Annotated in this window: 21 protein-coding genes; 10 read left to right on the top strand and 11 right to left on the bottom strand. The window is 39.5% G+C overall.

All coding sequences use genetic code 11. The annotated features are described in order from the left end of the window. Positions 1 to 120: 120 nt before the first annotated feature. From BA1DRAFT_RS10365 to BA1DRAFT_RS10355, 3 genes are all read right to left on the bottom strand, one after another. Positions 121 to 528, bottom strand: a complete 408-nt coding sequence (locus BA1DRAFT_RS10365; RefSeq protein ID WP_036778582.1) for a MaoC family dehydratase — start codon at positions 526 to 528, stop codon at positions 121 to 123. Between the two features lie 282 nt (positions 529 to 810). Continuing rightward, positions 811 to 1,953 (bottom strand): LegC family aminotransferase, encoded by a 1,143-nt coding sequence (locus BA1DRAFT_RS10360; protein WP_036778580.1) that lies wholly within the window; start codon positions 1,951 to 1,953, stop codon positions 811 to 813. 9 nt (positions 1,954 to 1,962) lie between these two features. Continuing rightward, positions 1,963 to 3,153, bottom strand: a complete 1,191-nt coding sequence (locus BA1DRAFT_RS10355; protein ID WP_036778578.1) for a UDP-N-acetylglucosamine 4,6-dehydratase — start codon at positions 3,151 to 3,153, stop codon at positions 1,963 to 1,965. Between the two features lie 1,050 nt (positions 3,154 to 4,203). Here BA1DRAFT_RS10355 and galE point away from each other — a divergent pair. The 4 genes from galE to BA1DRAFT_RS10335 all read left to right on the top strand — a co-directional run bounded on the left by galE (position 4,204) and on the right by BA1DRAFT_RS10335 (position 8,486). After that, positions 4,204 to 5,232, top strand: coding sequence for a UDP-glucose 4-epimerase GalE (gene galE / locus BA1DRAFT_RS10350; RefSeq protein ID WP_036778576.1), 1,029 nt, complete (start codon positions 4,204 to 4,206; stop codon positions 5,230 to 5,232). Between the two features lie 605 nt (positions 5,233 to 5,837). Further along, positions 5,838 to 6,536 (top strand): class I SAM-dependent methyltransferase, encoded by a 699-nt coding sequence (locus BA1DRAFT_RS10345; RefSeq protein WP_036778573.1) that lies wholly within the window; start codon positions 5,838 to 5,840, stop codon positions 6,534 to 6,536. Positions 6,537 to 6,733: 197 nt separating this feature from the next. Further along, positions 6,734 to 7,222 (top strand): tRNA (uridine(34)/cytosine(34)/5-carboxymethylaminomethyluridine(34)-2'-O)-methyltransferase TrmL, encoded by a 489-nt coding sequence (gene trmL, locus BA1DRAFT_RS10340; protein ID WP_036778571.1) that lies wholly within the window; start codon positions 6,734 to 6,736, stop codon positions 7,220 to 7,222. Positions 7,223 to 7,787: 565 nt separating this feature from the next. After that, positions 7,788 to 8,486, top strand: a complete 699-nt coding sequence (locus BA1DRAFT_RS10335) for a class I SAM-dependent methyltransferase (protein ID WP_036778568.1) — start codon at positions 7,788 to 7,790, stop codon at positions 8,484 to 8,486. A gap of 99 nt (positions 8,487 to 8,585) precedes the next feature. On the opposite strand, the gene cysE is transcribed toward BA1DRAFT_RS10335, so the two are convergent. From cysE to BA1DRAFT_RS10315, 4 genes are all read right to left on the bottom strand, one after another. Continuing rightward, entirely contained in the window at positions 8,586 to 9,407 is an 822-nt protein-coding gene (gene cysE / locus BA1DRAFT_RS10330; protein WP_036778566.1) for a serine O-acetyltransferase, read from the bottom strand. 44 nt (positions 9,408 to 9,451) lie between these two features. Further along, entirely contained in the window at positions 9,452 to 10,474 is a 1,023-nt protein-coding gene (gene gpsA / locus BA1DRAFT_RS10325) for an NAD(P)H-dependent glycerol-3-phosphate dehydrogenase (RefSeq protein ID WP_036778563.1), read from the bottom strand. Then, entirely contained in the window at positions 10,474 to 10,950 is a 477-nt protein-coding gene (gene secB, locus BA1DRAFT_RS10320) for a protein-export chaperone SecB (RefSeq protein ID WP_036778561.1), read from the bottom strand. The genes gpsA and secB overlap by 1 nt, the downstream gene beginning before the upstream one ends. A 69-nt stretch (positions 10,951 to 11,019) precedes the next feature. Further along, positions 11,020 to 11,457: a rhodanese-like domain-containing protein gene (locus BA1DRAFT_RS10315; protein WP_036778558.1), complete on the bottom strand. Its 438-nt coding sequence runs from the start codon at positions 11,455 to 11,457 to the stop codon at positions 11,020 to 11,022. Between the two features lie 355 nt (positions 11,458 to 11,812). Between BA1DRAFT_RS10315 and envC the strand changes: the two genes are divergently transcribed. Next, positions 11,813 to 13,120: a murein hydrolase activator EnvC gene (gene envC, locus BA1DRAFT_RS10310; RefSeq protein ID WP_036778556.1), complete on the top strand. Its 1,308-nt coding sequence runs from the start codon at positions 11,813 to 11,815 to the stop codon at positions 13,118 to 13,120. 4 nt (positions 13,121 to 13,124) lie between these two features. After that, a complete protein-coding gene (locus BA1DRAFT_RS10305; RefSeq protein WP_036778590.1) occupies positions 13,125 to 14,036 on the top strand; it encodes a divergent polysaccharide deacetylase family protein in 912 nt (303 codons plus the stop codon). Positions 14,037 to 14,173: 137 nt separating this feature from the next. Here the strand turns inward: BA1DRAFT_RS10305 and tdh are convergent, their stop codons facing one another. Beyond that, entirely contained in the window at positions 14,174 to 15,199 is a 1,026-nt protein-coding gene (gene tdh / locus BA1DRAFT_RS10300; protein WP_036778553.1) for an L-threonine 3-dehydrogenase, read from the bottom strand. Positions 15,200 to 15,208: 9 nt separating this feature from the next. Next, positions 15,209 to 16,405, bottom strand: a complete 1,197-nt coding sequence (gene kbl, locus BA1DRAFT_RS10295) for a glycine C-acetyltransferase (protein WP_036778550.1) — start codon at positions 16,403 to 16,405, stop codon at positions 15,209 to 15,211. 233 nt (positions 16,406 to 16,638) lie between these two features. Between kbl and rfaD the strand changes: the two genes are divergently transcribed. Genes rfaD through rfaC form a run of 3 tightly spaced genes read left to right on the top strand, consistent with a single transcriptional unit; the run spans position 16,639 to position 19,602 of the window. After that, positions 16,639 to 17,577: an ADP-glyceromanno-heptose 6-epimerase gene (rfaD, locus tag BA1DRAFT_RS10290; protein ID WP_036778548.1), complete on the top strand. Its 939-nt coding sequence runs from the start codon at positions 16,639 to 16,641 to the stop codon at positions 17,575 to 17,577. Positions 17,578 to 17,587: 10 nt separating this feature from the next. Continuing rightward, on the top strand, positions 17,588 to 18,637 hold the full coding sequence (gene rfaF / locus BA1DRAFT_RS10285; RefSeq protein WP_036778547.1) for an ADP-heptose--LPS heptosyltransferase RfaF: 1,050 nt from the start codon (positions 17,588 to 17,590) through the stop codon (positions 18,635 to 18,637). After that, positions 18,637 to 19,602 (top strand): lipopolysaccharide heptosyltransferase RfaC, encoded by a 966-nt coding sequence (rfaC, locus tag BA1DRAFT_RS10280; protein WP_036778545.1) that lies wholly within the window; start codon positions 18,637 to 18,639, stop codon positions 19,600 to 19,602. Before rfaF ends, rfaC begins: the two co-directional genes overlap by 1 nt. A gap of 361 nt (positions 19,603 to 19,963) precedes the next feature. Here the strand turns inward: rfaC and BA1DRAFT_RS10275 are convergent, their stop codons facing one another. After that, positions 19,964 to 20,923 (bottom strand): polysaccharide deacetylase family protein, encoded by a 960-nt coding sequence (locus BA1DRAFT_RS10275; RefSeq protein WP_036778543.1) that lies wholly within the window; start codon positions 20,921 to 20,923, stop codon positions 19,964 to 19,966. 181 nt (positions 20,924 to 21,104) lie between these two features. Here BA1DRAFT_RS10275 and BA1DRAFT_RS10270 point away from each other — a divergent pair, with 181 nt between their 5' ends. After that, positions 21,105 to 22,106, top strand: a complete 1,002-nt coding sequence (locus BA1DRAFT_RS10270; protein ID WP_036778542.1) for a glycosyltransferase family 8 protein — start codon at positions 21,105 to 21,107, stop codon at positions 22,104 to 22,106. Positions 22,107 to 22,228: 122 nt separating this feature from the next. On the opposite strand, the gene BA1DRAFT_RS10265 is transcribed toward BA1DRAFT_RS10270, so the two are convergent. After that, positions 22,229 to 23,314: a glycosyltransferase family 9 protein gene (locus tag BA1DRAFT_RS10265; protein ID WP_036778538.1), complete on the bottom strand. Its 1,086-nt coding sequence runs from the start codon at positions 23,312 to 23,314 to the stop codon at positions 22,229 to 22,231. Between the last annotated feature and the right edge of the window lie 34 nt (positions 23,315 to 23,348).

Here is a 23,348-nt window from a genome sequence, read left to right as displayed (position 1 = left end):
ATTTTTTGTTCTGATGTAATAAATATTTTCATAGCGAGGATAATGATCTCCATTTCGGATAAAATCAAGCATCTTCAATGATTACGGGTATATACAAAAAAGTAAGATATCTCTTAACACTTATTCAGGTATATATATTTCTGCTGAACCTACGATTACTTTTGATTTTCCAACTTTACAATATGTATCGAAAAAAACTCTTCTATTTTTAATGTCGATATCCTTCACCTCAATTGTTACAGTGACGGTATCACCGATATATACAGGTTTTCTAAACTTCAGATTCTGAGAAACGTAAACACACCCTGGCCCTGGTAGTTTCATACCAAATAATGCAGAAAAAAAACTTGAACTCAACATACCGTGAGCAATACGTTGTCCAAATCTTGACTCTTTCGCATATTGCTCATCCATATGCACAGGATTCCTGTCACCGGATATTCCTGCATAACTTTTAATATCAGAATCTGTAATGGTTTGTGAGTATGACTCACTCATTCCTACTTTTATATCTTCCAGTTTATACATAACCCCAATCCTCTGTATTGTTAAGTATGCAACACTCAAATATAAGCATTGTTGAATAAAAAATAAAAACCATTACAAAATTATGAGCAAGGCTGTTTTCACAAATGATATAACAAAGCTTCAGGTGAAAAAATATTTTAAAAACAAATAATTAATCACATCATTAGATACTTTAATCAAAAAAGTAGTTAATAATATTAACCATCTTGCTTTAAAACGTATCTAAAAATAACAAAGCTATGTATTCCCTACTCGTGATACTTGTTATAACTTTTATATAACTCAATTCTCCACTGGTGTACTCGGTAGGTTGACCAGATGAGTTTCCAACCATTCAGCATTAGTGAGTTCCCCACGCAATGCATGAGAAAACATCGGCAATCTGTGCATCAATTGCCAGACGGGGCGAGTCATTATCCCAACCTTGTTGGTCTCAGCTAGCAAAGTGTCACGCTGAGTCTTGTCTTGACAGATGACCGCATTCAACCAATAATTCGAGCGCCCATATACAGGCTCTTCAACAAACTGGTATTCTGTACCGCGGAAGTAGTCCGCATAACAAGCGGCTAGTCTGCGTTTCTGTTCAAGGAACAAGGCTAAGCTTTCCATTTGGGCACAGCCCAATGCAGCATTTAAATTTGGTAGTCTGTAGTTAAATCCAGGTTCATCATGATAAAACTCAAAGGGATGCGGTACCTTAGCCGTAGTTGTGATGTGCTTAGTCCTAGTTCCTTGCTCAGAATCTTGACATAGCACCATGCCCCCGCCACCAGTAGTGATGATTTTGTTACCATTGAAGCTGAAGGCACCAAATGGCGCTATGGTTCCAGTGTGTCGTTCCTTATAGAAAGACCCCAAACTCTCAGCTGCATCCTCTACCAATTGTATGTTCCATGCTTCACACACAACCTGTAGTTCATCTAACTCAACAGGATGACCAAAAGTATGCATAGGCACCACCGCACGGATAGTCCGTCCCGTCTCCTTATGCACACAGCCAAATTCAGTTTGAGCAGCATATTCATCCAACCAAGCGGAAAGCGCTTTGGGACAAAGGCCCAAACTCTGTCGAGAAACATCGACAAATACTGGCTCTGCTCCCATATGAAACAATGCATTACAAGTTGCAACAAAAGTAAGTGGCTGAGTAATTACCAGATCCCCTGCCCTTACCCCTGCCATATAAAGCGCCATATGTAGTGCAGCAGTACCATTTACTGTGGCCACTGCCTTGGTTGCACCAGTAAAAGACTCTATCTGACGTTCGAAGCGCTCTACATAAGCTCCTACACTAGAGACAAAAGTGCTATCAAGCGTATCAAGTACGTACTGACGTTCATTTCCTCGGAAAGTCGGAGCATGAAGGGGAATAAATTCTTTGGTGCAGTAAATATCACGGATAAACCTAATCAACGAAATGTGCATATTTCTCCCTTACATCTTGCTATCCAAATACTTTCCAGTCTCTTTATGGTTGAAATCAGGGATCATGGCGAAAAATAACTCTACAATATCCTGCTTACTCCATGCTTTATTGATTTTCATATCACCAATTTTGCGTTCAAACAAAATCAGCTTTTCTACATCAAATTTCGGAGTATTCTTGATAATACCTAAGTTGTTAAAACGATCCATATCCAAGACCTCTTCATCAGTGAAGAACTCTTCAAAGTCTTTTTCCCCCGTCGTATCGCTTACAGTAAAAAGACAAGGCCATTTACCTTGTTCCGGCAGAGTCTGGGCTAACTCACGCGCTTCGTCTTCTCTGGTACATATATAAGGTTGATAACCATGCTGCTCAAGATACTTTACAGCAATATCAGCAAACGTAATAAGATGAAGAGCTTCACTTAGTTTTGGAAAGAAAATATCCCTATTTTGTCCAAAAATGCATGACATTAAGCAAAGTTCCCCAGATTCTTGAGGAGTAACAAAATAACGCTTAATATCATTAGGAGCAACAATCGGTTGGCACTTCTGCAACCGCTGATTAAATCCGTGCAAGAGGGAGCCATCAGAAAAAGCAACATTAGCAAACCGTGCGGTAGATATATTTATCTGTTGACTCCTGCGCATAAGGAACATTTCCATAATACGCTTGGAAGCACCCATCATATTTACTGGGTTAGCTGCTTTATCTGTCGACACACAGAAATATTTTTTTACACCAGCGTCAATCGACTGCTGAATAGTTTTATCAGTATTAAAGATATTGACATCAATCATACGCATTAAAGTGAAAGGGTCTTTTTCACTACGCACATGCTTAAGAGCTGATAGGTTCAACACATAATCATATTGACCATCCGCGGCGATAAAAGCATCATATTCAATTGAACCGATATCGAGAGCAAAAGTCTGGAAATCCCCATTGATATAACCAAATGAACTACGAATGTCACGAACCAATTCAACTAGATTATTTTCACTAATGTCGACTACATGCAACTTTTTCGGATTACGTTTAAAAATTTCTTTAGTCACTGCCTGACCAATAGAGCCAGCCCCACCAAGAACCAAAAAGCTGGAACCAGTAACAGCAGCTTGCAGCTCTTTCTCATGATGCTGAATATCATCTGCAAAAAGAACTCTATTACGACCAATGAGCTGTAAAATATCTGACATTTAAAAATATAACCTTGGAATTTAGAATTTGCTATTAAAAACTTCCTGAGCTTCCACAAACACAATAGAAGCATTTATTAAAAAACAGAGAAATTTTCTATTACATTTCACCTATTATTGATGAAAATAACCCTTAGAAAAACAAAAACATTTTCTTACATTAATATTTCTTCATAATTTCTACTGAGTCTTTATCTATACACATACCGATGATCCTGCTTTACACATGCTTAACGTCTTGCGATTTGCTAGCTACCTAGTAACTTTACCATGCAAATAATTATCAAATATTTCTTACGATTTGTAATCTGTCATTCACTACTCAACTTAATTTCAGCATATGACGATGAAAGTCTCTTTGAGAAAACGGAAAGAACCTAATTCCCCACGATAACTTATTGATCTACAAAACATAAACATGACGTCACACTCAAGCACTCGCAACTACTAAAATATCTCAGAAGTGAATAGGGTTACCTGTACATAAAAAATTCTGAGTCAGAACTTGAACTTAGGACAAGCATAGTCATAGATATTTACTCTCTTTAACATCAGCACCTGTAACTAAGACATCCATATGGTTGACTTTATTATAGAGATAATCACTGGGATGGAAAAAACTGAATTCTTAAGTTAACAAGAACCCAAATAGATTAAGGCATAGCTACCGCACTGGGTTTCAGCTCCCAGAGTGCTATTTCTAACTGGAATGTACTGCCTATTCATCATATCCACTCACTTAACGGACTTATTAAGGTATTGACTTATTTATATGTCTCAGGCAGTTTGCTGAAAAAACACTAAGAAACCCCTCCTATCGATACGATTGGGACCTTAGCATTGGTTTAAATGTTTTTCAATATAATTGTCCTATGAACTTTTTATCTTGATAAGACTTCATAAAAATTAACTATTTATCTTATGATAAATCAGGTTGTAAATTACAAACAAGTAAATAGTTATGGGGAAAGCTTCATTGAGAATGTTCTAACTTCTTATGAGGCAATTTAGAACCCACTATAAAAAATTATAACTTAATAAGGAATTCTAATGTTATTTCTAGTCACCGGCGGAACCGGCTACATCGGTTCACATACAGTATTAGCGCTTCTGGAAAAAGGAGCAGATGTTGTTGTTATCGATAACCTTTGCAATTCATCACCAGAGTTTGTTCGTAGAGTTGAAAAGCTTACTGGCAAATCAGTGAAGTTTTACCAAGGTGATATCCTTGATTTAGATTTACTGAATCAAATCTTTCAAGAAAACAAAATAGACACAGTTATCCATTTTGCCGGTTTAAAAGCCGTTGGTGAATCTACCAGAAAACCTCTTGAATATTATCAGAACAATGTTACTGGCACCCTAGTTCTGTTGCAGGCTATGCGTGCGAATGGTGTACATCAACTGATTTTCAGTTCGTCCGCAACGGTTTATGGTGATCCTGAATTTGTACCACTCACGGAAAATGCGAAAGTAGGCGGCACTACCAACCCTTATGGCACTTCTAAACTGATGGTTGAGCAGATTCTGAAAGATTTTGCCGCAGCCGAGCCAAGCTTCAAAATCACCAGTTTAAGATATTTCAATCCTGTTGGTGCTCATCCATCAGGTATGATTGGAGAAGATCCTAATGGTATTCCTAATAACCTACTACCTTATATCACTCAGGTTGCTATTGGTCGTCTGGAATGTTTATCCGTGTATGGCAACGATTATCCAACTAAAGACGGTACCGGTGTTCGTGACTATATCCACGTGATGGATTTGGCTGAAGGTCATATTGCTGCGATTGACTATCTGGATAAACAACAATCCTATGAAGTTTTTAATTTAGGCACTGGTGCTGGTTATTCTGTACTTGAACTACTTCATTCTTTTGAAAAGGCATCAGGTAAAGATATTCCATATAAAATTACAGATAGACGTCCTGGGGATATTGCTGAGTGTTGGTCTGATCCATCCAGAGCTCGGAATATCCTTGGCTGGCAAGCAATACGCAATATTGACGATATGATGCGTGATAGTTGGAATTGGCAGAAGAATAACCCTCATGGTTTTCGTTCCGAGAAGGAACTCTAAGAGCCTTTTACGATTAACTTAGTAACCACTCGGTTATTCGCAATCTTAGTCAGAACAGCAAATAGCTATAAGCTGACAGATATTCTGCCATTAACAAATCGGTGCCGTAATTGCTGGCGCCAAAAGCTAGGAAGAAATTGAAGATTTTGGTGTTGAGCGTCAAGGATAGTTAAAGCAATACAGTGAATTTGAACAGGGTATTTTAACTCATAACACCGTAGCCCATATGTTAGCTATATCAGTGTCAAGCAGCTTCAAAAGTGTTTCATGAATGGATGGATTTTGCCGTGAACTGACGAAAAGCTCAGGGGTGCCACAGATGGAAAAACCGTCAGGCACTCCCAATTCAGTGCAGTAACTCAGGGAAATTGTCATCTCAGATAAAACACATTGCAGTGAATGTACTGAATAACACTAAAATATTTAAGGATAAGATTGAAACAAAAGTAACGATGAGCACAGCCTATCTATCTGAAATTCTTGCTAAGCAAGCCCTACGGTAATCTTTTGCTAGAATACCGTCATCAAAAAATAATGTATCACTAGATCTTAATAATTCACTATAAAAGTATTATCAAAATAATTAGTTTATTGGTCATTTTTTTATGAAAACAGAAAACTCAAGAGAGCTACTCAATGATGTAATAGAGTGGGATATATGTAATTGGAGTCATGCTTTAAAATATTGGCAGGACCATTCTAACCTAGAATTAAAGTCAGCTAATATTCTAGAACTAGGAAGCCGAAATGGTGGATTATCACTGTGGGCAGCATTAAATGGAGGTAATGTTTTATGTACGGATTTAAATGGCCCTACTTCAAAAGCACAGGAGAAACATACGCGTTATAATATAGAAAATAGAATTCGATATGGTAAATTAAGTGCATTAGATATTAAATATAGAAACCACTTTGATATCGTTATGTTTAAATCAGTATTAGGTGGCATCGGTTATAATTCAAATAAATCGGCACAAAAAAAGGCGATTAATCAGATTTTCCATTCATTAAAAGAAGGGGGTGAATTTTGGTTTGCAGAAAATTTGGTTGCATCGCCATTGCATAAATTTCTCAGAAAAAATTATGTTAATTGGGGGAATGCTTGGGGCTATGTTACTGTCAGCGAAATGACTGAGTATCTATCAGCATTTTCAAATGTTAATTATACAACTTTAGGTTTCCTTGCTACGTTTGGCAGGAATGAATCTCAAAGAAAATTTTTAGGGATTTTAGATAATAAAGTTCTAAATAAGGTCGTTCCTAAACATTGGCACTATATTATAATCGGTGTGGCAAAAAAATAATCCAGAGAATCTCTAAAGAATTTAGTATGTTAGATTATATCTAGTGATGTTTTTTCACTTTTAATTTTATTGACAATACAATCAAGTACCTCAACAGGGAAAGATCTTCCAACAGATAAATAAGAATATCGATGAAGATCCCCCTGCATCCCTTCCTGATTTCTGCTAACCTGTGCCCCTCGTTTCTAGGGGGCATTATGCTAAATATCGTCTTATTTGAACCTGAAATCCCACCTAATACCGGTAATATTATTCGTCTTTGTGCTAACACCGGATTTCAATTGCATCTGATTCAGCCTCTGGGTTTTACCTGGGATGATAAAAGGCTACGTCGAGCCGGGCTGGATTATCATGAGTTCGCCAATGTTAAACAACATCATGATTATTTTACTTTTTTAGAGGATGAAGGATTAGCAGGAGTGTCTTCTGCTCGTTTGTTTGCTCTCACAACAAAAGGAACTCCGGCACATAGTGCTGTAAGTTATCAAGCCGGGGATTATTTAATGTTTGGGCCGGAAACCCGAGGGTTACCACCTTACGTGTTGGATAATATGCCACCGCAACAAAAGGTTCGTATCCCAATGCTAGCAAACAGTCGCAGTATGAATCTTTCCAATTCAGTTGCCGTTGTTGTTTTTGAAGCCTGGCGGCAACTAGATTATCAAGGCGCTATCATCAGAAAATAGTGTGCCAATAAATATGCCTAATATCGCTACATACTTCTGCAATGGTTCCAAGTGTTATTGATCATATCACGGTAATTTTTTCCTCTTTACGTGGGTCACAGAAATGCAGTATAGGAACCGCTCTGCATCAGACCCACGGTGAGAACCAAACAACCCTTTTCGTCATGTTCCTCAGATAGATAAAGCATGGTACGGCCATGATAGTTATCAGCTCAATATTCCAATATCACATCCAACAGAAGATGGACAGAGTACAACAGGCTTTGACGATGTAAGTGGCAGAATGACCATGATGTATCGTTAGGAAAGCAGTAAGACATCAAGGACATAGTTTTTATCCTGGGTTTTCTGAACAAGTTTTTGCGCTAAATCATCATTTATCACAGGACGTAGGTGCTATGATTAGTATAATTTAACCCTATTGAGGAATTTTTTCTCTTTGAAAATCGATTCATATAACTTAATCGGGGTTGCTTCCCCCAAGTGATCGACTATTTAGATCATAATAATTTAATAAAGTTAGTATTAAGGTAACTCATTTTCATTGATATATATTGGTTACGCTATGAAAGCAAAAAATTCAAAAGAATTTCTCCATGATGTCATAGAATGGGACATATATAACTGGAGTTATTCCTTAAAATATTGGCAAGATCATTCTAGATTAGACTTAAAATCAGCTAATATTCTAGAGCTAGGTAGTAGAAATGGTGGGCTATCATTATGGGCAGCATTAAATGGAGCAAATGTCTTATGTACTGATTTAGATGGCCCCACGCCAAAAGCACTGGAGAAACATGAACGTTATCATATAGAAAAGAGTATTCAATATGATAAATTAAACGCATCGGATATCAAATATAAGAACCATTTCGATATTGTTATGTTTAAGTCAGTATTAGGTGCTGTCGGTTATAATTTCAATAAAATAGCACAAAAAGAAGCTATTAATCAGATCTTTCATTCATTAAAAGAAGGCGGTGAGCTTTGGTTTGCAGAAAATCTGGTTGCATCACCATTACATAAATTTCTCAGGAAAAATTATGTTAACTGGGGAAATACCTGGGGCTATATTACCGCCAGGGAAATGACAGATTATCTATCAGCATTTTCAAATGTCGATTATACAACATTAGGCTTCCTTGCTACGTTTGGTAGGAATGAATTTCAAAGAAGATTTTTAGGGATGTTAGATAATAAAGTTATAAATAAAGTCGTTCCTAAACATTGGCACTATATTATAATAGGTGTAGCAAGAAAATAATTTATAAAAGCTCTAAATAAGTTAAGCATGCAAAATCATATTTCCACATTTAATATGTGAAAATATGATAATGATTACTAATATCTATATTTCGAAAAATTAAATTCCATCACCATACTCAAAGCCATTGTTGATACCATTAAAGTGTTGGTTCATATCCAATGATGGCTTTTCGCTTTCAGGTTTACCGACGATACGGGCAGGCACCCCAGCGGCTGTTGTGTGTGGTGGAACAGAGCGCAATACAACTGAACCTGCGCCAATTTTCGCCCCACGGCCAATTTCGATATTACCCAATATTTTTGAACCTGCGCCAATCATCACCCCTTCCCTAACTTTCGGATGACGATCACCCCCTGTTTTACCCGTACCACCAAGAGTGACGGATTGCAGGATAGAAACGTCATTTTCCACTACTGCCGTTTCACCAATCACTATGCCTGTAGCATGGTCAAGCATAATGCCACAACCAATCTTTGCCGCCGGGTGAATATCAACGCCAAAAGACATCGAGATTTGGTTTTGCAAATAAATAGCCAATGCCTTACGCCCTTCTCCCCAAATCCAGTGGGCAATGCGATAGGCTTGTAGAGCATGAAATCCTTTGAGGTATAGCAGAGGAGTTGAGTATTTATCTACAGCGGGATCACGTAGACGTACTGCTATGATGTCGCGGGCAGCAGAGACAATCATCTTTTGATCTGAGCCATAAGCCTCTTCTACGATCTCTCTAACCGCAATAGCCGGCATAATCGGCGTAGCCAGCTTGTTAGCCAGCATATAACTTAAGGCACTACCAAGATTTTCATGCTTGAGTAATGTTGCATGAAAAAAACTGGCCAACATCGGTTCACATTCAGCCAGTGCTCTCGCCTCTGTTTTTATGTTCTTCCAAACTTCGTCCAATTCCTCTAGCGACATATTTTTTACTCTCACATTTAGAACCTATTTCATTAGATTTTTATTTAAGAGCGCACATCATCGCTCTCATCCTTTCTGGCTCTTCCTAATAATGCCTGAGCAGCTTCTATCACATTTTTATTGCAATAGAGTATCTGATAGATTTGTTCTGCAATCGGCATTTCTACATTGACACGATCAGCCAATGCACGTACTTCTTTGGTATTGCGATAACCTTCAACAACCTGCCCAATCTGATTCTGGGCGTCTTCGACACTAATTCCCTGCCCTAGCATCATGCCAAAACGACGGTTGCGTGACTGGTTATCAGTACAAGTTAAGACCAAATCACCCAATCCCGCCATGCCCATAAAGGTTGAAGGATCAGCACCAAACGCTGTACCAAGGCGACTCATTTCCGCCAACCCACGAGTAATCAAGGCAGTACGAGCATTAGCGCCAAAACCCATACCATCAGATATTCCCGCACCAATGGCAATCACGTTTTTTACGGCGCCACCGAGTTGAACTCCAATAAAATCAGGATTTTTATAAACCCGGAAGCTTTTACCACAGTGGAATAATTGCTGAAGTTCATCGCCAAAAGCAGGTTCCGTCGCGGAAATAGCAATCGCAGTGGGCAAACCAGCCGCTAACTCTTTAGCAAATGTTGGCCCAGAAAGTACCGCTAGCGGTATTGCATCGCCTAATATCTCACGGGCCACATCCTGTAATAACCGACCAGTATCCGCTTCCAAGCCTTTAGTTGCCCAGACAATACGTGAATCAGCCCGTAGATGTGGTTTTAGCCGCTTTAACACTTCACCAAACACATGGCTAGGTACCACAACAAGAATATCGCGACTCGCTGTTAGTGCTTTTATGAGGTCTGTTTCAAGCAATAAACTATCAGGAAAGGAAACATCCGGCAGAAATTCCTGATTACAACGCGCCTGTTGCAATGCCCTAACATGTTCTGGATTATGCCCCCAAAGTACAACATTATGACCATTACGAGCCAACGTAATAGCCAATGAGGTGCCGTATGAACCGGCACCGATAACTGTCATAGAAACAGTACTATTCATTAAGCTTCCTGTTCAGTTTGTTCACCACCCTGAGACTGTTCCGCCTGCTGTTGCAGGTAGTTCATGAACAGGGCATCAAAGTTTACTGGAGCCAGATTGAGTTGTGGGAAAGTACCACGACTAACCAAGTTAGTGATGCATTCACGAGCATATGGGAACAGGATATTCGGACAGTATGCACCCAAGCAGTGAGCTAGCTGAGTTCCTTCAATACCATCAATAGAGAAAATACCCCCTTGCTGTACTTCACACAGGAATGCTGTCTCTTCTCCTAAAGTTGCTGTTACAGTCACACGCAGAACAACTTCATAAACCCCTTGAGCCAACTCACTGGAAGCTGTATCCAGATCCAGTTTTACTTCCGGCTGCCATTCCTGCTGAAACACTTGTGGAGCGTTTGGTGCTTCAAAAGAGATATCTTTGGTGTAGATACGTTGGATCTGAAAAGCCATTTCTGTATTGCTTTGTTCTGACATAATAATTGTTACCTTTAGATGTCCTTATTAAATTTTTTATGTGAATGTCTCCATTCACGCCCAAAATGATTACTTTTTACCACGCGCCAATGGCAAGTTTTCACCTGTCCAACCCGCCAAGCCCTCTTTCAAGGAGCATACGCGTTCAAAACCGGCACGAATAAGATTCTCTGCCGGAGTACGAGATTCAGTACCATTCGCAGAAACAACAATTACAGGCTGCTTTTTATGTTTTTCCAACTCAGCAAAATTGTTGTCTTTAATTTCAGAGGGAGTCAGGTTTACTGCACCAATAATATGCCCTTTGCGGAAATCTTCACGGGAACGTAAATCCACGACGATGGCTTCTTCTTTGTTGATCAGATTAATAGCTTGAGCACGAGTTATCTCTTTGGTTTTAGAGAAGAAACCTCTCGTTGTAGTCACAATAACGGCAACCAGCAGTGCAATCCAAATGAGGCTTAAGGTCATATGCTGGTTAATAAATTGCATGATTTCTTGCAGCATGGGGGCAACAACTCCCGTTGGTTAATAACAAATTTCTAAGGTTCCAGAGTATACCTTTGTGTTGCGTCAATTACAGCCAAATAGCATAAGCTCAATGCAAATTTTGCGGAGAGTTTCGAGAAAAAATAAAAATATCCTGAAAATGAAGCATTTTAAGTACATCACCAGCATTGCCCTGTCACACTCAATGCATGCAGGAATTTCAACGATAAGTAGGCTAATATGTTTATTATCATTTAATTTCGATGTTAAGACAGCATTATCTGAAAGTGTAAAAAATCAGCGTAACATCTGGTAACTCTTTGTTCATCATGAAATAATCTAACGCACATAGTAGCAGGGTACATTTACAGAAATGGCTGACAACAAGGAAATAGATAGCCGTAATTATCGGCGCAATCAGAACTCATGGCGGAATAATATCTGCGCCTCATTGTTCTATGTTTTCCTATTGGTTATTTTCAGCTTTAATACCTTCGCAAATCAAATTATCGCCAATAAAAATCAGCTCAAAGATCTCCAACAAAACATCGCGGAGAAAGAGAAAAGTGTGCAACAACAGCAGCAAAAACGTAGTTCTTTGCTAAATCAGCTAAAAGATCAGGAAAATACCATTTCCAAAATTGGTCAATCTCTACACAACACTCAAACTCAACTCAGTAAGCTGAATAAAGAGATTGCTGCTCTCGTCTCCAACATCAAAAAACTGGAAAAACAACAAAAAGCGCAACGAGATATGCTGGCACGCCAATTGGATGCTGCATTTCGTCAAGGGCAACATCAAGGGCTTGAACTGATGTTCAGAGGAGAAGAGGGCAAGAGAGGTGAGCGCATACTCGCTTACTATAGCTACCTTAATCAAGCCCGTCAGGACACCATTGTTAAGCTTGAACAAACAGCCGTTGATTTAACTGAACAAAAAAAACTTGAGCAGCAGAAACAGGAAGAGCAAAAACAAGTTCTAACTGAACAACAACAACAAAAGCAGCAAATGGAAGTAGCCCGCAACGCCCGGCAAAAAACCCTGACTGAGCTGGAATCTTCCTTAAAGAAAGACCAGAAAAATCTCGCTGAACTAAAACAAAATGAAATCCGTCTACGAGATAAAATCGCTAAAGCAGAACAGGAAGCGAAAGCACGTGCTGAACGAGAAGCCAGAGAAGCTGCCCGTGTTCGTGCTCAGATTGCAGCGAAACAGAAGCAAGCGCAGCAAAAAGGTTCCAGCTACAAGCCAACTGAGGATGAACGCGCATTAATGGCGCGTACCGGTGGCCTTGGCCGTCCGGCGGGTCAGGCAATCTGGCCTGTCCGCGGTAAAGTGATACATGAGTTTGGTGAAGCGCTGCAAGGCGAATTGCGCTGGAAAGGCATGGTGATTTCTGCCCAAGAAGGTACTGAAGTTAAAGCGATATCCGATGGCCGGGTACTGCTGGCTGATTGGTTACAAGGCTATGGGCTGGTTGTCGTGATAGAGCACGGTAAAGGTGATATGAGTCTCTACGGCTATAATCAGAGCGCTCTGGTCAATGTCGGCCAGCAAGTTCGCGCAGGACAACCTATTGCATTGGTCGGTAACAGTGGCGGTCAGCAACAACCCGCACTCTATTTTGAAATCCGCCGTCAAGGAAGAGCGGTAAACCCACAACCGTGGCTTGGGAGATAATCAGGTGGGACAACGCAAATTAGCAAAACTCATTGGTACTACCGCCCTGTTACTTTTAAGCCTACAAACCAGTGCTGCTCGTCTGGCAATTGTTATTGATGACTTTGGCTATCGTCCTCATAACGAAAACAAAATATTGCAGATGCCTGTCGCGGTTTCTATCGCCATTCTGCCAGATTCACCGCATGGCAGAAATATGGCTGAAAAAGCCTATAAACAAGGACGGGAGATCTTAATCCACCTGCCAATGGCACCTTTAAGTAAGCAACTGCTAGAGCCGGATACTCTCCAGCCAACCATGAGCAGTGAAGAAATTGACCGCATCATCCAGCGTGCAATACAAAAAGTCCCTTATGCTGTAGGCATCAATAACCATATGGGCAGTGCTATGACTTCGAGCTTGCCGGGAATGCAAAAAGTGATGCGCTCACTGTCTCGTTATAACCTCTATTTTCTCGACAGCGTGACGATTGGCAATACTCAGGCGACAAAGGCAGCACAAGGCACGCCTGTTCGCGTTATCCGCCGTAATATTTTCCTTGATGATGTGCAATCAGAAGCAGAAACTCGCCATCAGCTAAATCGTGCGATTTCCATCGCTCGTAAAAATGGTTCCGCTATTGCTATCGGTCATCCTCATTCAACAACCATTCGTGCACTACAGCAGATGCTGCCAACGCTTCCCACTGATATTGAGTTAGTTAGCCCCAGTAGGTTGTTAAGTGGCAAACCTGTTGGTGATAATCACCATAAATGGGGCAAGCTGTGTGAAATAAAAGAGGCACCCATTACAGTTACCAGCCAAGATTATCTGGCCGTTATTGGCGATACTCTGGTTGATAATCCTATTGTGAACACGGTGAGCCAATATATCCAGAAACTGGCCGGAGATAAGTCTCAGGATAAAACAGAATAGAAATTCATATTTAGAAATGGCTAATTATCCTGTTATTTCTATTTATTCGATGATAGCTTGCAATATTGCTAATGCCTCAAATAGGCGCTCAAGAACTAAAAGCGCCTATTAATTTTAGTGATAACTCACTTGGTCGGTTAATCCCAGTTCAGAATAACTTTACCAGACTGCCCTGAGCGCATGATGTCAAAGCCTTTCTGGAAATCATCAATAGAGAACCGGTGAGTGATAATGGGTGTCAGATCCAAACCAGATTGAATCAATGTAGCCATCTTGTACCAGGTTTCAAACATTTCACGACCATAAATACCTTTGATAAACAAGCCCTTGAAAATCACCTGATTCCAATCAATTGCCATATCTGATGGAGGAATGCCCAACAGTGCAACACGGCCGCCGTGATTCATGGTATTTAATAAGGTACGAAACGCCGCCGGAGCGCCGGACATTTCTAAACCAACATCAAAACCTTCGGTCATGCCCAATTCTGCCATGACATCGGTCAGATTTTCCTGACTGACGTTCACCGCACGGGTGACACCCATTTTACGGGCCAGCTCAAGGCGATATTCGTTAACATCGGTGATAACAACATGACGCGCACCAACATGTTTACACACTGCCGCCGCCATAATACCAATTGGACCTGCACCAGAAACCAGCACATCTTCGCCAACCAGATCAAACGAGAGCGCGGTATGAACAGCATTGCCAAATGGGTCAAAAATAGAAGCCAGCTCATCAGAGATGTTATCTGGGATTTTGAACGCATTAAATGCAGGAATAACCAAGTATTGAGCAAAACAACCAGGGCGGTTTACCCCTACGCCAATGGTATTACGGCATAAGTGAGTACGGCCACCACGACAGTTACGGCAGTAACCACAAGTAATATGCCCTTCGCCAGACACCCGATCACTAATTTTAAAACCCTTTACCTCCTGACCAATAGCCACGACTTCGCCAACATACTCATGACCAACAACCATAGGTACAGGAATGGTTTTTTGCGACCAGTCATCCCAGTTATAGATGTGCACATCCGTACCACAAATCGCCGTTTTACGGATTTTGATCATCACATCATTGTGCCCCAACTCTGGCTCGGGCACATCGGTCATCCAGATGCCTTCTTCTGCTTTTAACTTTGACAATGCTTTCATAGAGATGCCTTATGCAATTACGCTCAATTGCTTACCAATTCGCGTGAACGCCGCAACTGCACGTTCAATTTGCTCTTCCGTATGCGCGGCTGACATTTGCGTGCGGATACGGGCCTGATTTTTAGGGACTACCGGATAGAAGAAGCCGGTAACATAAATGCCTTCTTTCAATAATTCTGCGGCAAACTCCTGTGCCAATTTTGCATCGCCTAACATGACAGGAATAATAGCGTGGTCAGCCCCTGCTAACGTGAAACCTGCTGCGGTCATTTTTTCACGGAACAGATTAGCGTTCTTCCACAGACGATCACGCAATGCATCGCCCTCTTTCAGCATATCCAGCACCTTAATGGATGCCGCTACAATCGCCGGAGCCAGTGAGTTAGAGAACAGATATGGGCGTGAACGTTGGCGCAGCCACTCAACAACTTCTTTACGTGCCGCGGTATAGCCACCGGAAGCACCACCTAATGCTTTACCTAATGTGCCGGTAATGATGTCAATACGATCCATGACATCACAATATTCATGGGTACCGCGGCCATGCGCACCAACAAAACCCACAGCATGGGAGTCATCCACCATGACCAGGGCATCAAATTCATCAGCTAGATCACAGATAGATTTTAAATCAGCAATCACACCATCCATTGAGAACACACCATCGGTTGCAATCACAATATGGCGTGCATTATCTGCTTTGGCTTGTTCTAACTGTACTCTCAGTTCCTGCATATCATTATTAGCATAGCGATAACGCTTCGCTTTACATAAACGGACACCATCAATAATAGAAGCGTGGTTCAACGCATCAGAGATAATGGCATCTTCCGGCCCAAACAACGTTTCAAATAAACCACCATTAGCATCAAAACAAGAAGAATAAAGAATGGCATCTTCCATACCCAAAAATTCTGCCAGCTTTTTCTCCAGCTCTTTATGAGTATCCTGAGTTCCACAAATAAAACGAACAGAGGCCATACCAAAACCGTGGCTATCCATCCCAGCTTTAGCAGCGGCAATCAGCTCAGGGTGATTAGCCAAACCTAAATAGTTATTTGCACAGAAGTTAATAACGTGGCTGCCATCGGCTACAGCAATGTCAGCATTTTGTGCAGAAGTGATGATACGTTCATTTTTGAACAACCCTTCCGAATGGGCTTGTTCTAATTGTTCATTAATTTGCTGATAAAATGATGCTGACATTTATTTTCTCCTGATTTATAAATGAAGGGTCGTTAGATATTTTACTCATTGATCAGGCTACTGACGACACTATCAGGCAGATAATATTAACTTTGCTGTATCCGTCACGTCATGCGACCTGAATTACCATGATATTTCAGTATATTCCCCTGCTTAAGCTGCTGTCGTCATGGATGTTAGATGTTATTATAGACGCAATTTGCTTCATTAACCCGATTGTAGAGGTGAGTCGGATGATTATTGTCACTGGCGGTGCTGGATTTATTGGCAGCAATATTGTCAAAGCACTAAATGACGAAGGATATAAAGATATTCTGGTCGTAGATAATCTAAAAGATGGTACTAAGTTCACCAATCTGGTTGACTTGGATATTGCTGATTACATGGACAAGGAAGAGTTTATTGCCAGTATTCTGGCCGGTGATGACTTCGGTGATATTGACGCTATTTTCCATGAAGGCGCTTGCTCATCCACAACCGAGTGGGACGGCAAATATATGATGGATAATAACTATCAATATTCCAAAGAATTGCTGCACTATTGCCTTGAACGCGGCACTCCTTTCCTGTACGCCTCCTCAGCAGCAACCTATGGCGGCCGCACTGATAATTTTATCGAAGAGCGTCAATATGAGAAACCACTCAATATTTATGGTTACTCTAAGTTTCTATTCGACCAATACGTTCGGGAGATCTTGCCTCAAGCTGATTCACAAATTTGTGGTTTCCGTTATTTCAATGTATATGGACCACGTGAAGGGCACAAAGGGAGTATGGCGAGTGTCGCCTTTCATTTGAATAATCAAATCAATCAGGGACAAAACCCAAAACTCTTCGCTGGCAGTGAAGGCTTTCAACGTGATTTTATCTATGTTGGTGATGCCGCGGCGGTTAATCTTTGGTTCTGGAAAAACGGCGTTTCCGGGATTTATAACTGTGGAACGGGTCGTGCTGAGTCTTTCCAGGCGGTTGCAGATGCGGTTGTTGAATTCCATAAAGATAAATCACTACCTGTTGAGCGTATTGATTTCCCAGAACATTTGAAAGGCCGTTATCAGCGTTTCACGCAAGCAGATCTGACTAAACTTCGGGCGGCGGGTTATGATAAACCATTCAAAACCGTTGCCGAAGGAGTAACGGAATATATGCATTGGCTTAATCAGGATAAATAATCTACTCGCTATGAAAATATTGGTGATCGGCCCTTCGTGGGTGGGTGACATGATGATGTCGCAGAGCCTTTACCGGACATTAAAGGCTTTGCATCCTAATGCAGAAATTGATGTGATGGCCCCAGCCTGGTGCCGCCCACTGCTGGACAAAATGCCGGAGGTCAATCAAGCATTGGCTATGCCGTTAGGTCATGGCGCATTAGCACTAGGCGAACGCCGTCGTTTAGGGGTCGCCCTGCGTGAACGTAAATATAATCGCGCTTATGTGCTACCAAATTCTTTCAAATCTGCCTTGGTGCCTTTTTTCGCCAATATTCCTCTGCGCACTGGGTGGCGCGGTGAAATGAGATATGGATTGCTCAATGATATTCGCACATTGAATAAAGAAGCCTTCCCATTAATGGTTCAACGCTATGCCGCATTGGCTTACGATGCAAAACCCAGTAGTGCGGCAGACCTGCCTCAACCATTACTTTGGCCTCAACTAGATGTCAGTGATGAAGATATTGCTGAATCCACCGCGGCATTCAATATTTCTGATCATCGGCCCATCATCGGTTTCTGCCCCGGCGCAGAATTTGGCCCGGCGAAACGCTGGCCGCATTATCACTATGCCGCGTTAGCTCAACAGCTTATTACTCAAAAGGGCTATCAAATTCTGCTATTTGGCTCAGCCAAAGATCACGAAGGTGGAGAGGATATCCGCAAGTCACTGACGGAAGAAGCTCGTGAACACTGTATTAATCTTGCCGGACAAACCTCTCTTGAACAGGCAGTCAATATTATCGCCGCCTGTGATGCTATTGTGACCAACGATTCTGGTTTAATGCATGTTGCCGCAGCGCTTAATCGCCCTCTGGTTGCACTTTACGGTCCAAGTAGCCCAGATTTTACCCCACCATTATCCGATAAAGCGGAAATTATCCGTCTTATTACTGGTTATCACAAAGTCAGAAAAGGCGACAGCGCACATGGCTATCATCAGAGTCTGATTGATATCCAACCAGAGCAGGTGATAGCTTCCCTGGAAAAATTATTACAAGCGGAGAACCAGAGTTAATGCGGGTTTTACTGGTTAAAACTTCTTCTATGGGCGACGTCCTCCACTCGCTCCCTGCACTAACTGATGCAGAAAAAAACTTACCTGACGTCCGTTTTGATTGGGTAGTAGAGGAAAGTTTTGCCCAAATCCCTGGCTGGCACAGCACTGTTAATCACATTATTCCTGTTGCTATTCGCCGCTGGCGTAAAAACTGGTTTAGTCCAGAAATTCGTACAGAACGTCGTTTATTCAGAGAAAAATTAAAATTACATCAATATGATGCCATCATCGATGCTCAAGGGTTATTGAAAAGCGCATTTTTAGTCACTCGATTAGCTTATGGCCCTAAACATGGTTACGACCGCAAAAGTATCCGTGAGCCATTAGCAAGTTTCTTTTATGATTATTGTCATGCAGTCAGCAAGCAACAGCACGCCGTAGAACGTATCCGGGAACTGTTTGCTGTCAGCCTGGGTTATACCAAACCGGCAGCACAGGGCGATTATGGGATTGCCCGTCATTTTCTGAATCAACACCCAGAAAACCAGAGCAATTATCTGGTTTTTCTCCATGCTACAACTCGCGATGAAAAACATTGGCCGGAAAGCCATTGGCGACAACTTATTACCGAAATTCAGCCGACAGGTGTACGCATTAAGCTCCCTTGGGGCGCGGAACATGAATACCAACGTGCGCTGAGACTGGCAAAAAACTTCCCTCATGTGGAAGTACTACCAAAGCTGACTTTGGCACAAGTGGCCCAAGAGTTGGCCGGTGCAAAAGCGGTTGTTTCTGTTGATACTGGCCTGAGCCACCTCACTGCCGCATTGGATCGCCCTAATATCACGTTGTTTGGTCCGACAGATCCAGGACTAATTGGTGGCTATGGCAAAGAACAAATATCGTTAAAAGCGGGGGATGGGAATATCAAAAGTATTACCCCATCGAAGGTATTAACTCATCTTCAAAAAAATATTGGCTGATTAATGATTAAATATGAGGCGTTTCTGGTAGACGCCTAATTTTTTAGTTGTTAACTGAAAACAGATAATTCGCTATAAACCCTACCCCATATTATCTATTTTCCTATTCAAACGCTAAAATAAGCGATTTATAATAGATTTAAATAATTCCAAATTAGTTTAATAATATAAATATATTATTAAAACTGTTTTTATCGTAAATTATATTATACAAAATTGCTTTCAATTTAATCTTATTAATAAAATGAAATCTAATTTAAAAAAACAATACATTTAACACTTAACCTAATTTAGGCAGTATTATCTGCCCAAAATTAAGTGAATCTCTATTAATATCTTTATGTTAATGCTATTTTATTAATCATGATGACTTCTTAAATTGATAATATTCAGCCAATGTCATTCCTTTAACCTGTGGCTGTAAGTAGTTAAATAGTGCCTCTAGATCCTGATAAAGTAATTCAATCTGTTCTTCATTTTTAAACGTCGGGCTACCACCAGGCATAAATTCGGATGAATGCAGCATAAATTCAACATAATCACAGCCTTCTGCTAATGTCTGCTGGACCACTTTTTTCATTTGTTCCAAATTGCCCCCTTTTGGTCTTAACCAGTTAACAGAGGGAGAACGCTGTTTCCCACGTAAGCTGTCATATTTCTGTTTAAGGAAATTCATCAACGGAGAGTGTTTATATTGAATACTCATAGGGACTTCCAGCAAAGAAGAATCACCTTCTTTAGCAATATCCTGCAAATCCATAAAATAGGCATAAGATGGAAAGTAACGATAATCAGTTCCACCATTACCATTAGGATCGCCTTTGGTGAAACGCCAATTAACCCGTGGTGTTACTGAACAATCGACTTGATAACCATATTCCACCAGCAATTCAGCATAATATTCATTAAATGCCCAACGACCTGCCCGATGGCTTAACATTTTAACCTGTAGTTTGTCTTCCAATAACTTAGTCATGAGATCAACTTTGGCTCTAACTTGTTCTTTTGGAAATTCAATCAGATAAGGTTTATAACGCATGTCATCGTCTGTAAGAGGAACAAGTGGTGGGTTATTCCAGGCATGTAAATGCATACCAATCTCCCCCTGCCCTCTGGCAATAATATCTTTGGCAAATTCAATGTATAAATCATCCATTGCCATTTCATAGTTCGTCAACCAAACTGGCTTAAAACCAAAATGCTCACATAAATGCTGAAATCTTGGTAAATAATGGGTATTTTTTGTCGAGATCTGACCGTGGTTTTGCCACAGGTCATCACCCTCAGTATCAATAGTGATAATAAATGCAGGTCGAGTCATCAGAATATGCCCACAATAGAATAAAATGATGGCTTTATAGTACGCAGATCTATAAAATAGTGCAATTCTCTTATCATACGTATAGTAGCTCTATATCTTAATTAAATTTCATGCTTCGCATTGTTAAATCAACAATATAGATGTTATTTCAGCTCATAATACACTTACTATTAAGCAACATATGGAAATATCAGAGAATATTATTAATTTCGGTTTCGGTGACTGTAAAGTAACAAATTTTGCTTTCCCAGGCGATAAATTTGATCCCTCTGTGGAACATTTTGATGTCTTCTTTGGCGTAACCAATGATTATTTAAGGCATGCAATAACGACTACTGCCTCAATAATTGAGAATAACAGAAACATTAGTTTTGTATATCACTTTATTTCTTCTGATGATTTATTAAATTACCAATACTCCATTGAAGAATGGGTTAAAGATAAAAAAATAAAAATAATCATTCATGAATTAAAGGATACTATACTTAACAATAAGGAATTCGATAGTAAATACTCAATCGCTGCCTTTTTCAGAATATTATGTCCTTACTTTTCTAATAATGACTACTCTCTATACGTTGACAGTGATGTCATATGTATAAATAATATAGAAGACCTATTCATAAAATCAAGCAACAGTACATTAAAAGCTGTCAGAGATTGCTATTTTTCGGCAAAATCAAGAATTGAATTTTTAGGTCTAAAAGATAAGAATTATTTCAATTCAGGAGTTCTTGTTTTTAATAATAAACCCTGGATAGAAAAGCAATTAACTAAAAAAATCATTAATTTTGTTTTAAATGATACTAGAGAATTTGATTTCCCCGATCAAGATGCTATAAATGGTTGCTTGTCCAACGAGATAGAATGTTTAGATGACAAATACAATTGTTTAGTAAACTCGCAAGAAGTAAATTCAAACATATTAAATACAGATAAAATTGTATTCTTACATTTTGCTGGTGATAAGAAGCCCTGGTTCCCATGGTATTCAGAATTACCGTGTTCAAAACTCTACATAAAAGCCACAGCCTATTCTCCCTGGAAAAACTCACCTTATATTTTAGAAACTAAAAATATAGTACAATTAAGAGCAGCTTATAAATTTTACGCCAAAAATAAAATGATTATCCATTTTCTAAAATATTATGCAAAGTACCGATACTATAAAATAAAATTATAGATATCTTGTCTCTATAAAAGCGCTGATAAAGTCATCAGTGCTTTTATTACTATATCTTTACTATATCTTTATTAAATAATCCCAATAAATGGAAATCCAATATGTATGCAATATTATAATATCTAATGGATTGATAGTATCTTATCCGTTATCGCTATGTAGATATCAGACAATGGGATATCACTTATTTTCCCATTTTTACTAATGAGTTGGACTGCATTTTTATTTCCAGGCCCCCAAACATCATTATTTACAAATTTACCATGAAGATCATTACCATACAATGCAATTGTATTTTTTTCATAAGCAGCTGCCACATGGACTATTGATGTATCCGGAGAGATTATTAAATCAGCATTCTTTATTATTTCCACAGCACTTAAAAAATCACCAAAAGGGTTACAGATACATCCATTCAAATAAGAAAGCGATTTTAACTTATCAAATTTACCAATAAGAATAATATTAACTTTACTATCTAGACCTTTGAAATAATCAACAATACCAACTAATTGCTCTCTAGATATATCTCTTCTCCTTTCCGCGGCAAACGGATTAATGACTACGGTAATACCATCTAATAACCCTAATAAAAAGTTATTTACTTTTTCAATTGTATCCTCTGGAATATGAATATCATATCTTATATTATATTGATTAATATCCATAGCGTGCAAAAGAAGTTTATATCTTTCTGTAATATGAGAGTTATATTCCAAATATTTAATGCTCTTACTATAAGTATTAATATGTTCTTTATTAAATCCAATAACATATTTAGCATTAATTATTCTTATGAATAAAAGATAGGTAATAGGTATATGATCACCCATATCAATGATCAGATCAAAGTTTTCCTTTCTTAAGGAAAATGCTAATCTTATAATATCAAAAGTTTTTTGGGGATAAAAATATACTCTGCCAATATATGGATTACTCTCAATCACACAGTAGTTCGCTTTCCCTGATAATACATGGAGCTTTATCCCTTTTTTATCCAATTCTCTAAAAACAAGCGTGGATACAATCATATCACCAATCTTATCATCATCTCGCAAAAATAAAACTTTTTTGATGTCTGATGATATAAAGTTATCTCTTCTGATTTTATCGACAAATAATTTTAAAAAATTAAATTTTAGAGATTTCAAAAAGTAATTTCTTTTTCTATTCAGTTCTCTTAATTTCTGGAACTTTTTTTTATTCATTCTCTTATCTCAACAACCAAGCTTAAAAAGCTGA

It is taken from the genome of Photorhabdus aegyptia, assembly GCF_000612035.1.
GTDB lineage: Bacteria > Pseudomonadota > Gammaproteobacteria > Enterobacterales > Enterobacteriaceae > Photorhabdus > Photorhabdus akhurstii.
This window is presented reverse-complemented; position numbering and strand designations above follow the sequence as displayed.

Coding starts and splice junctions, on each gene's coding strand:
- BA1DRAFT_RS10365 (WP_036778582.1), bottom strand. CDS start 528: ATGTATAAACTGGAAGATATAAAAGTAGGAATGAGTGAGTCATACTCA.
- BA1DRAFT_RS10360 (WP_036778580.1), bottom strand. CDS start 1,953: ATGCACATTTCGTTGATTAGGTTTATCCGTGATATTTACTGCACCAAA.
- BA1DRAFT_RS10355 (WP_036778578.1), bottom strand. CDS start 3,153: ATGTCAGATATTTTACAGCTCATTGGTCGTAATAGAGTTCTTTTTGCA.
- galE (WP_036778576.1), top strand. CDS start 4,204: ATGTTATTTCTAGTCACCGGCGGAACCGGCTACATCGGTTCACATACA.
- BA1DRAFT_RS10345 (WP_036778573.1), top strand. CDS start 5,838: ATGAAAACAGAAAACTCAAGAGAGCTACTCAATGATGTAATAGAGTGG.
- trmL (WP_036778571.1), top strand. CDS start 6,734: ATGCTAAATATCGTCTTATTTGAACCTGAAATCCCACCTAATACCGGT.
- BA1DRAFT_RS10335 (WP_036778568.1), top strand. CDS start 7,788: ATGAAAGCAAAAAATTCAAAAGAATTTCTCCATGATGTCATAGAATGG.
- cysE (WP_036778566.1), bottom strand. CDS start 9,407: ATGTCGCTAGAGGAATTGGACGAAGTTTGGAAGAACATAAAAACAGAG.
- gpsA (WP_036778563.1), bottom strand. CDS start 10,474: ATGAATAGTACTGTTTCTATGACAGTTATCGGTGCCGGTTCATACGGC.
- secB (WP_036778561.1), bottom strand. CDS start 10,950: ATGTCAGAACAAAGCAATACAGAAATGGCTTTTCAGATCCAACGTATC.
- BA1DRAFT_RS10315 (WP_036778558.1), bottom strand. CDS start 11,457: ATGCTGCAAGAAATCATGCAATTTATTAACCAGCATATGACCTTAAGC.
- envC (WP_036778556.1), top strand. CDS start 11,813: ATGGCTGACAACAAGGAAATAGATAGCCGTAATTATCGGCGCAATCAG.
- tdh (WP_036778553.1), bottom strand. CDS start 15,199: ATGAAAGCATTGTCAAAGTTAAAAGCAGAAGAAGGCATCTGGATGACC.
- kbl (WP_036778550.1), bottom strand. CDS start 16,405: ATGTCAGCATCATTTTATCAGCAAATTAATGAACAATTAGAACAAGCC.
- rfaD (WP_036778548.1), top strand. CDS start 16,639: ATGATTATTGTCACTGGCGGTGCTGGATTTATTGGCAGCAATATTGTC.
- rfaF (WP_036778547.1), top strand. CDS start 17,588: ATGAAAATATTGGTGATCGGCCCTTCGTGGGTGGGTGACATGATGATG.
- rfaC (WP_036778545.1), top strand. CDS start 18,637: ATGCGGGTTTTACTGGTTAAAACTTCTTCTATGGGCGACGTCCTCCAC.
- BA1DRAFT_RS10275 (WP_036778543.1), bottom strand. CDS start 20,923: ATGACTCGACCTGCATTTATTATCACTATTGATACTGAGGGTGATGAC.
- BA1DRAFT_RS10270 (WP_036778542.1), top strand. CDS start 21,105: ATGGAAATATCAGAGAATATTATTAATTTCGGTTTCGGTGACTGTAAA.
- BA1DRAFT_RS10265 (WP_036778538.1), bottom strand. CDS start 23,314: ATGAATAAAAAAAAGTTCCAGAAATTAAGAGAACTGAATAGAAAAAGA.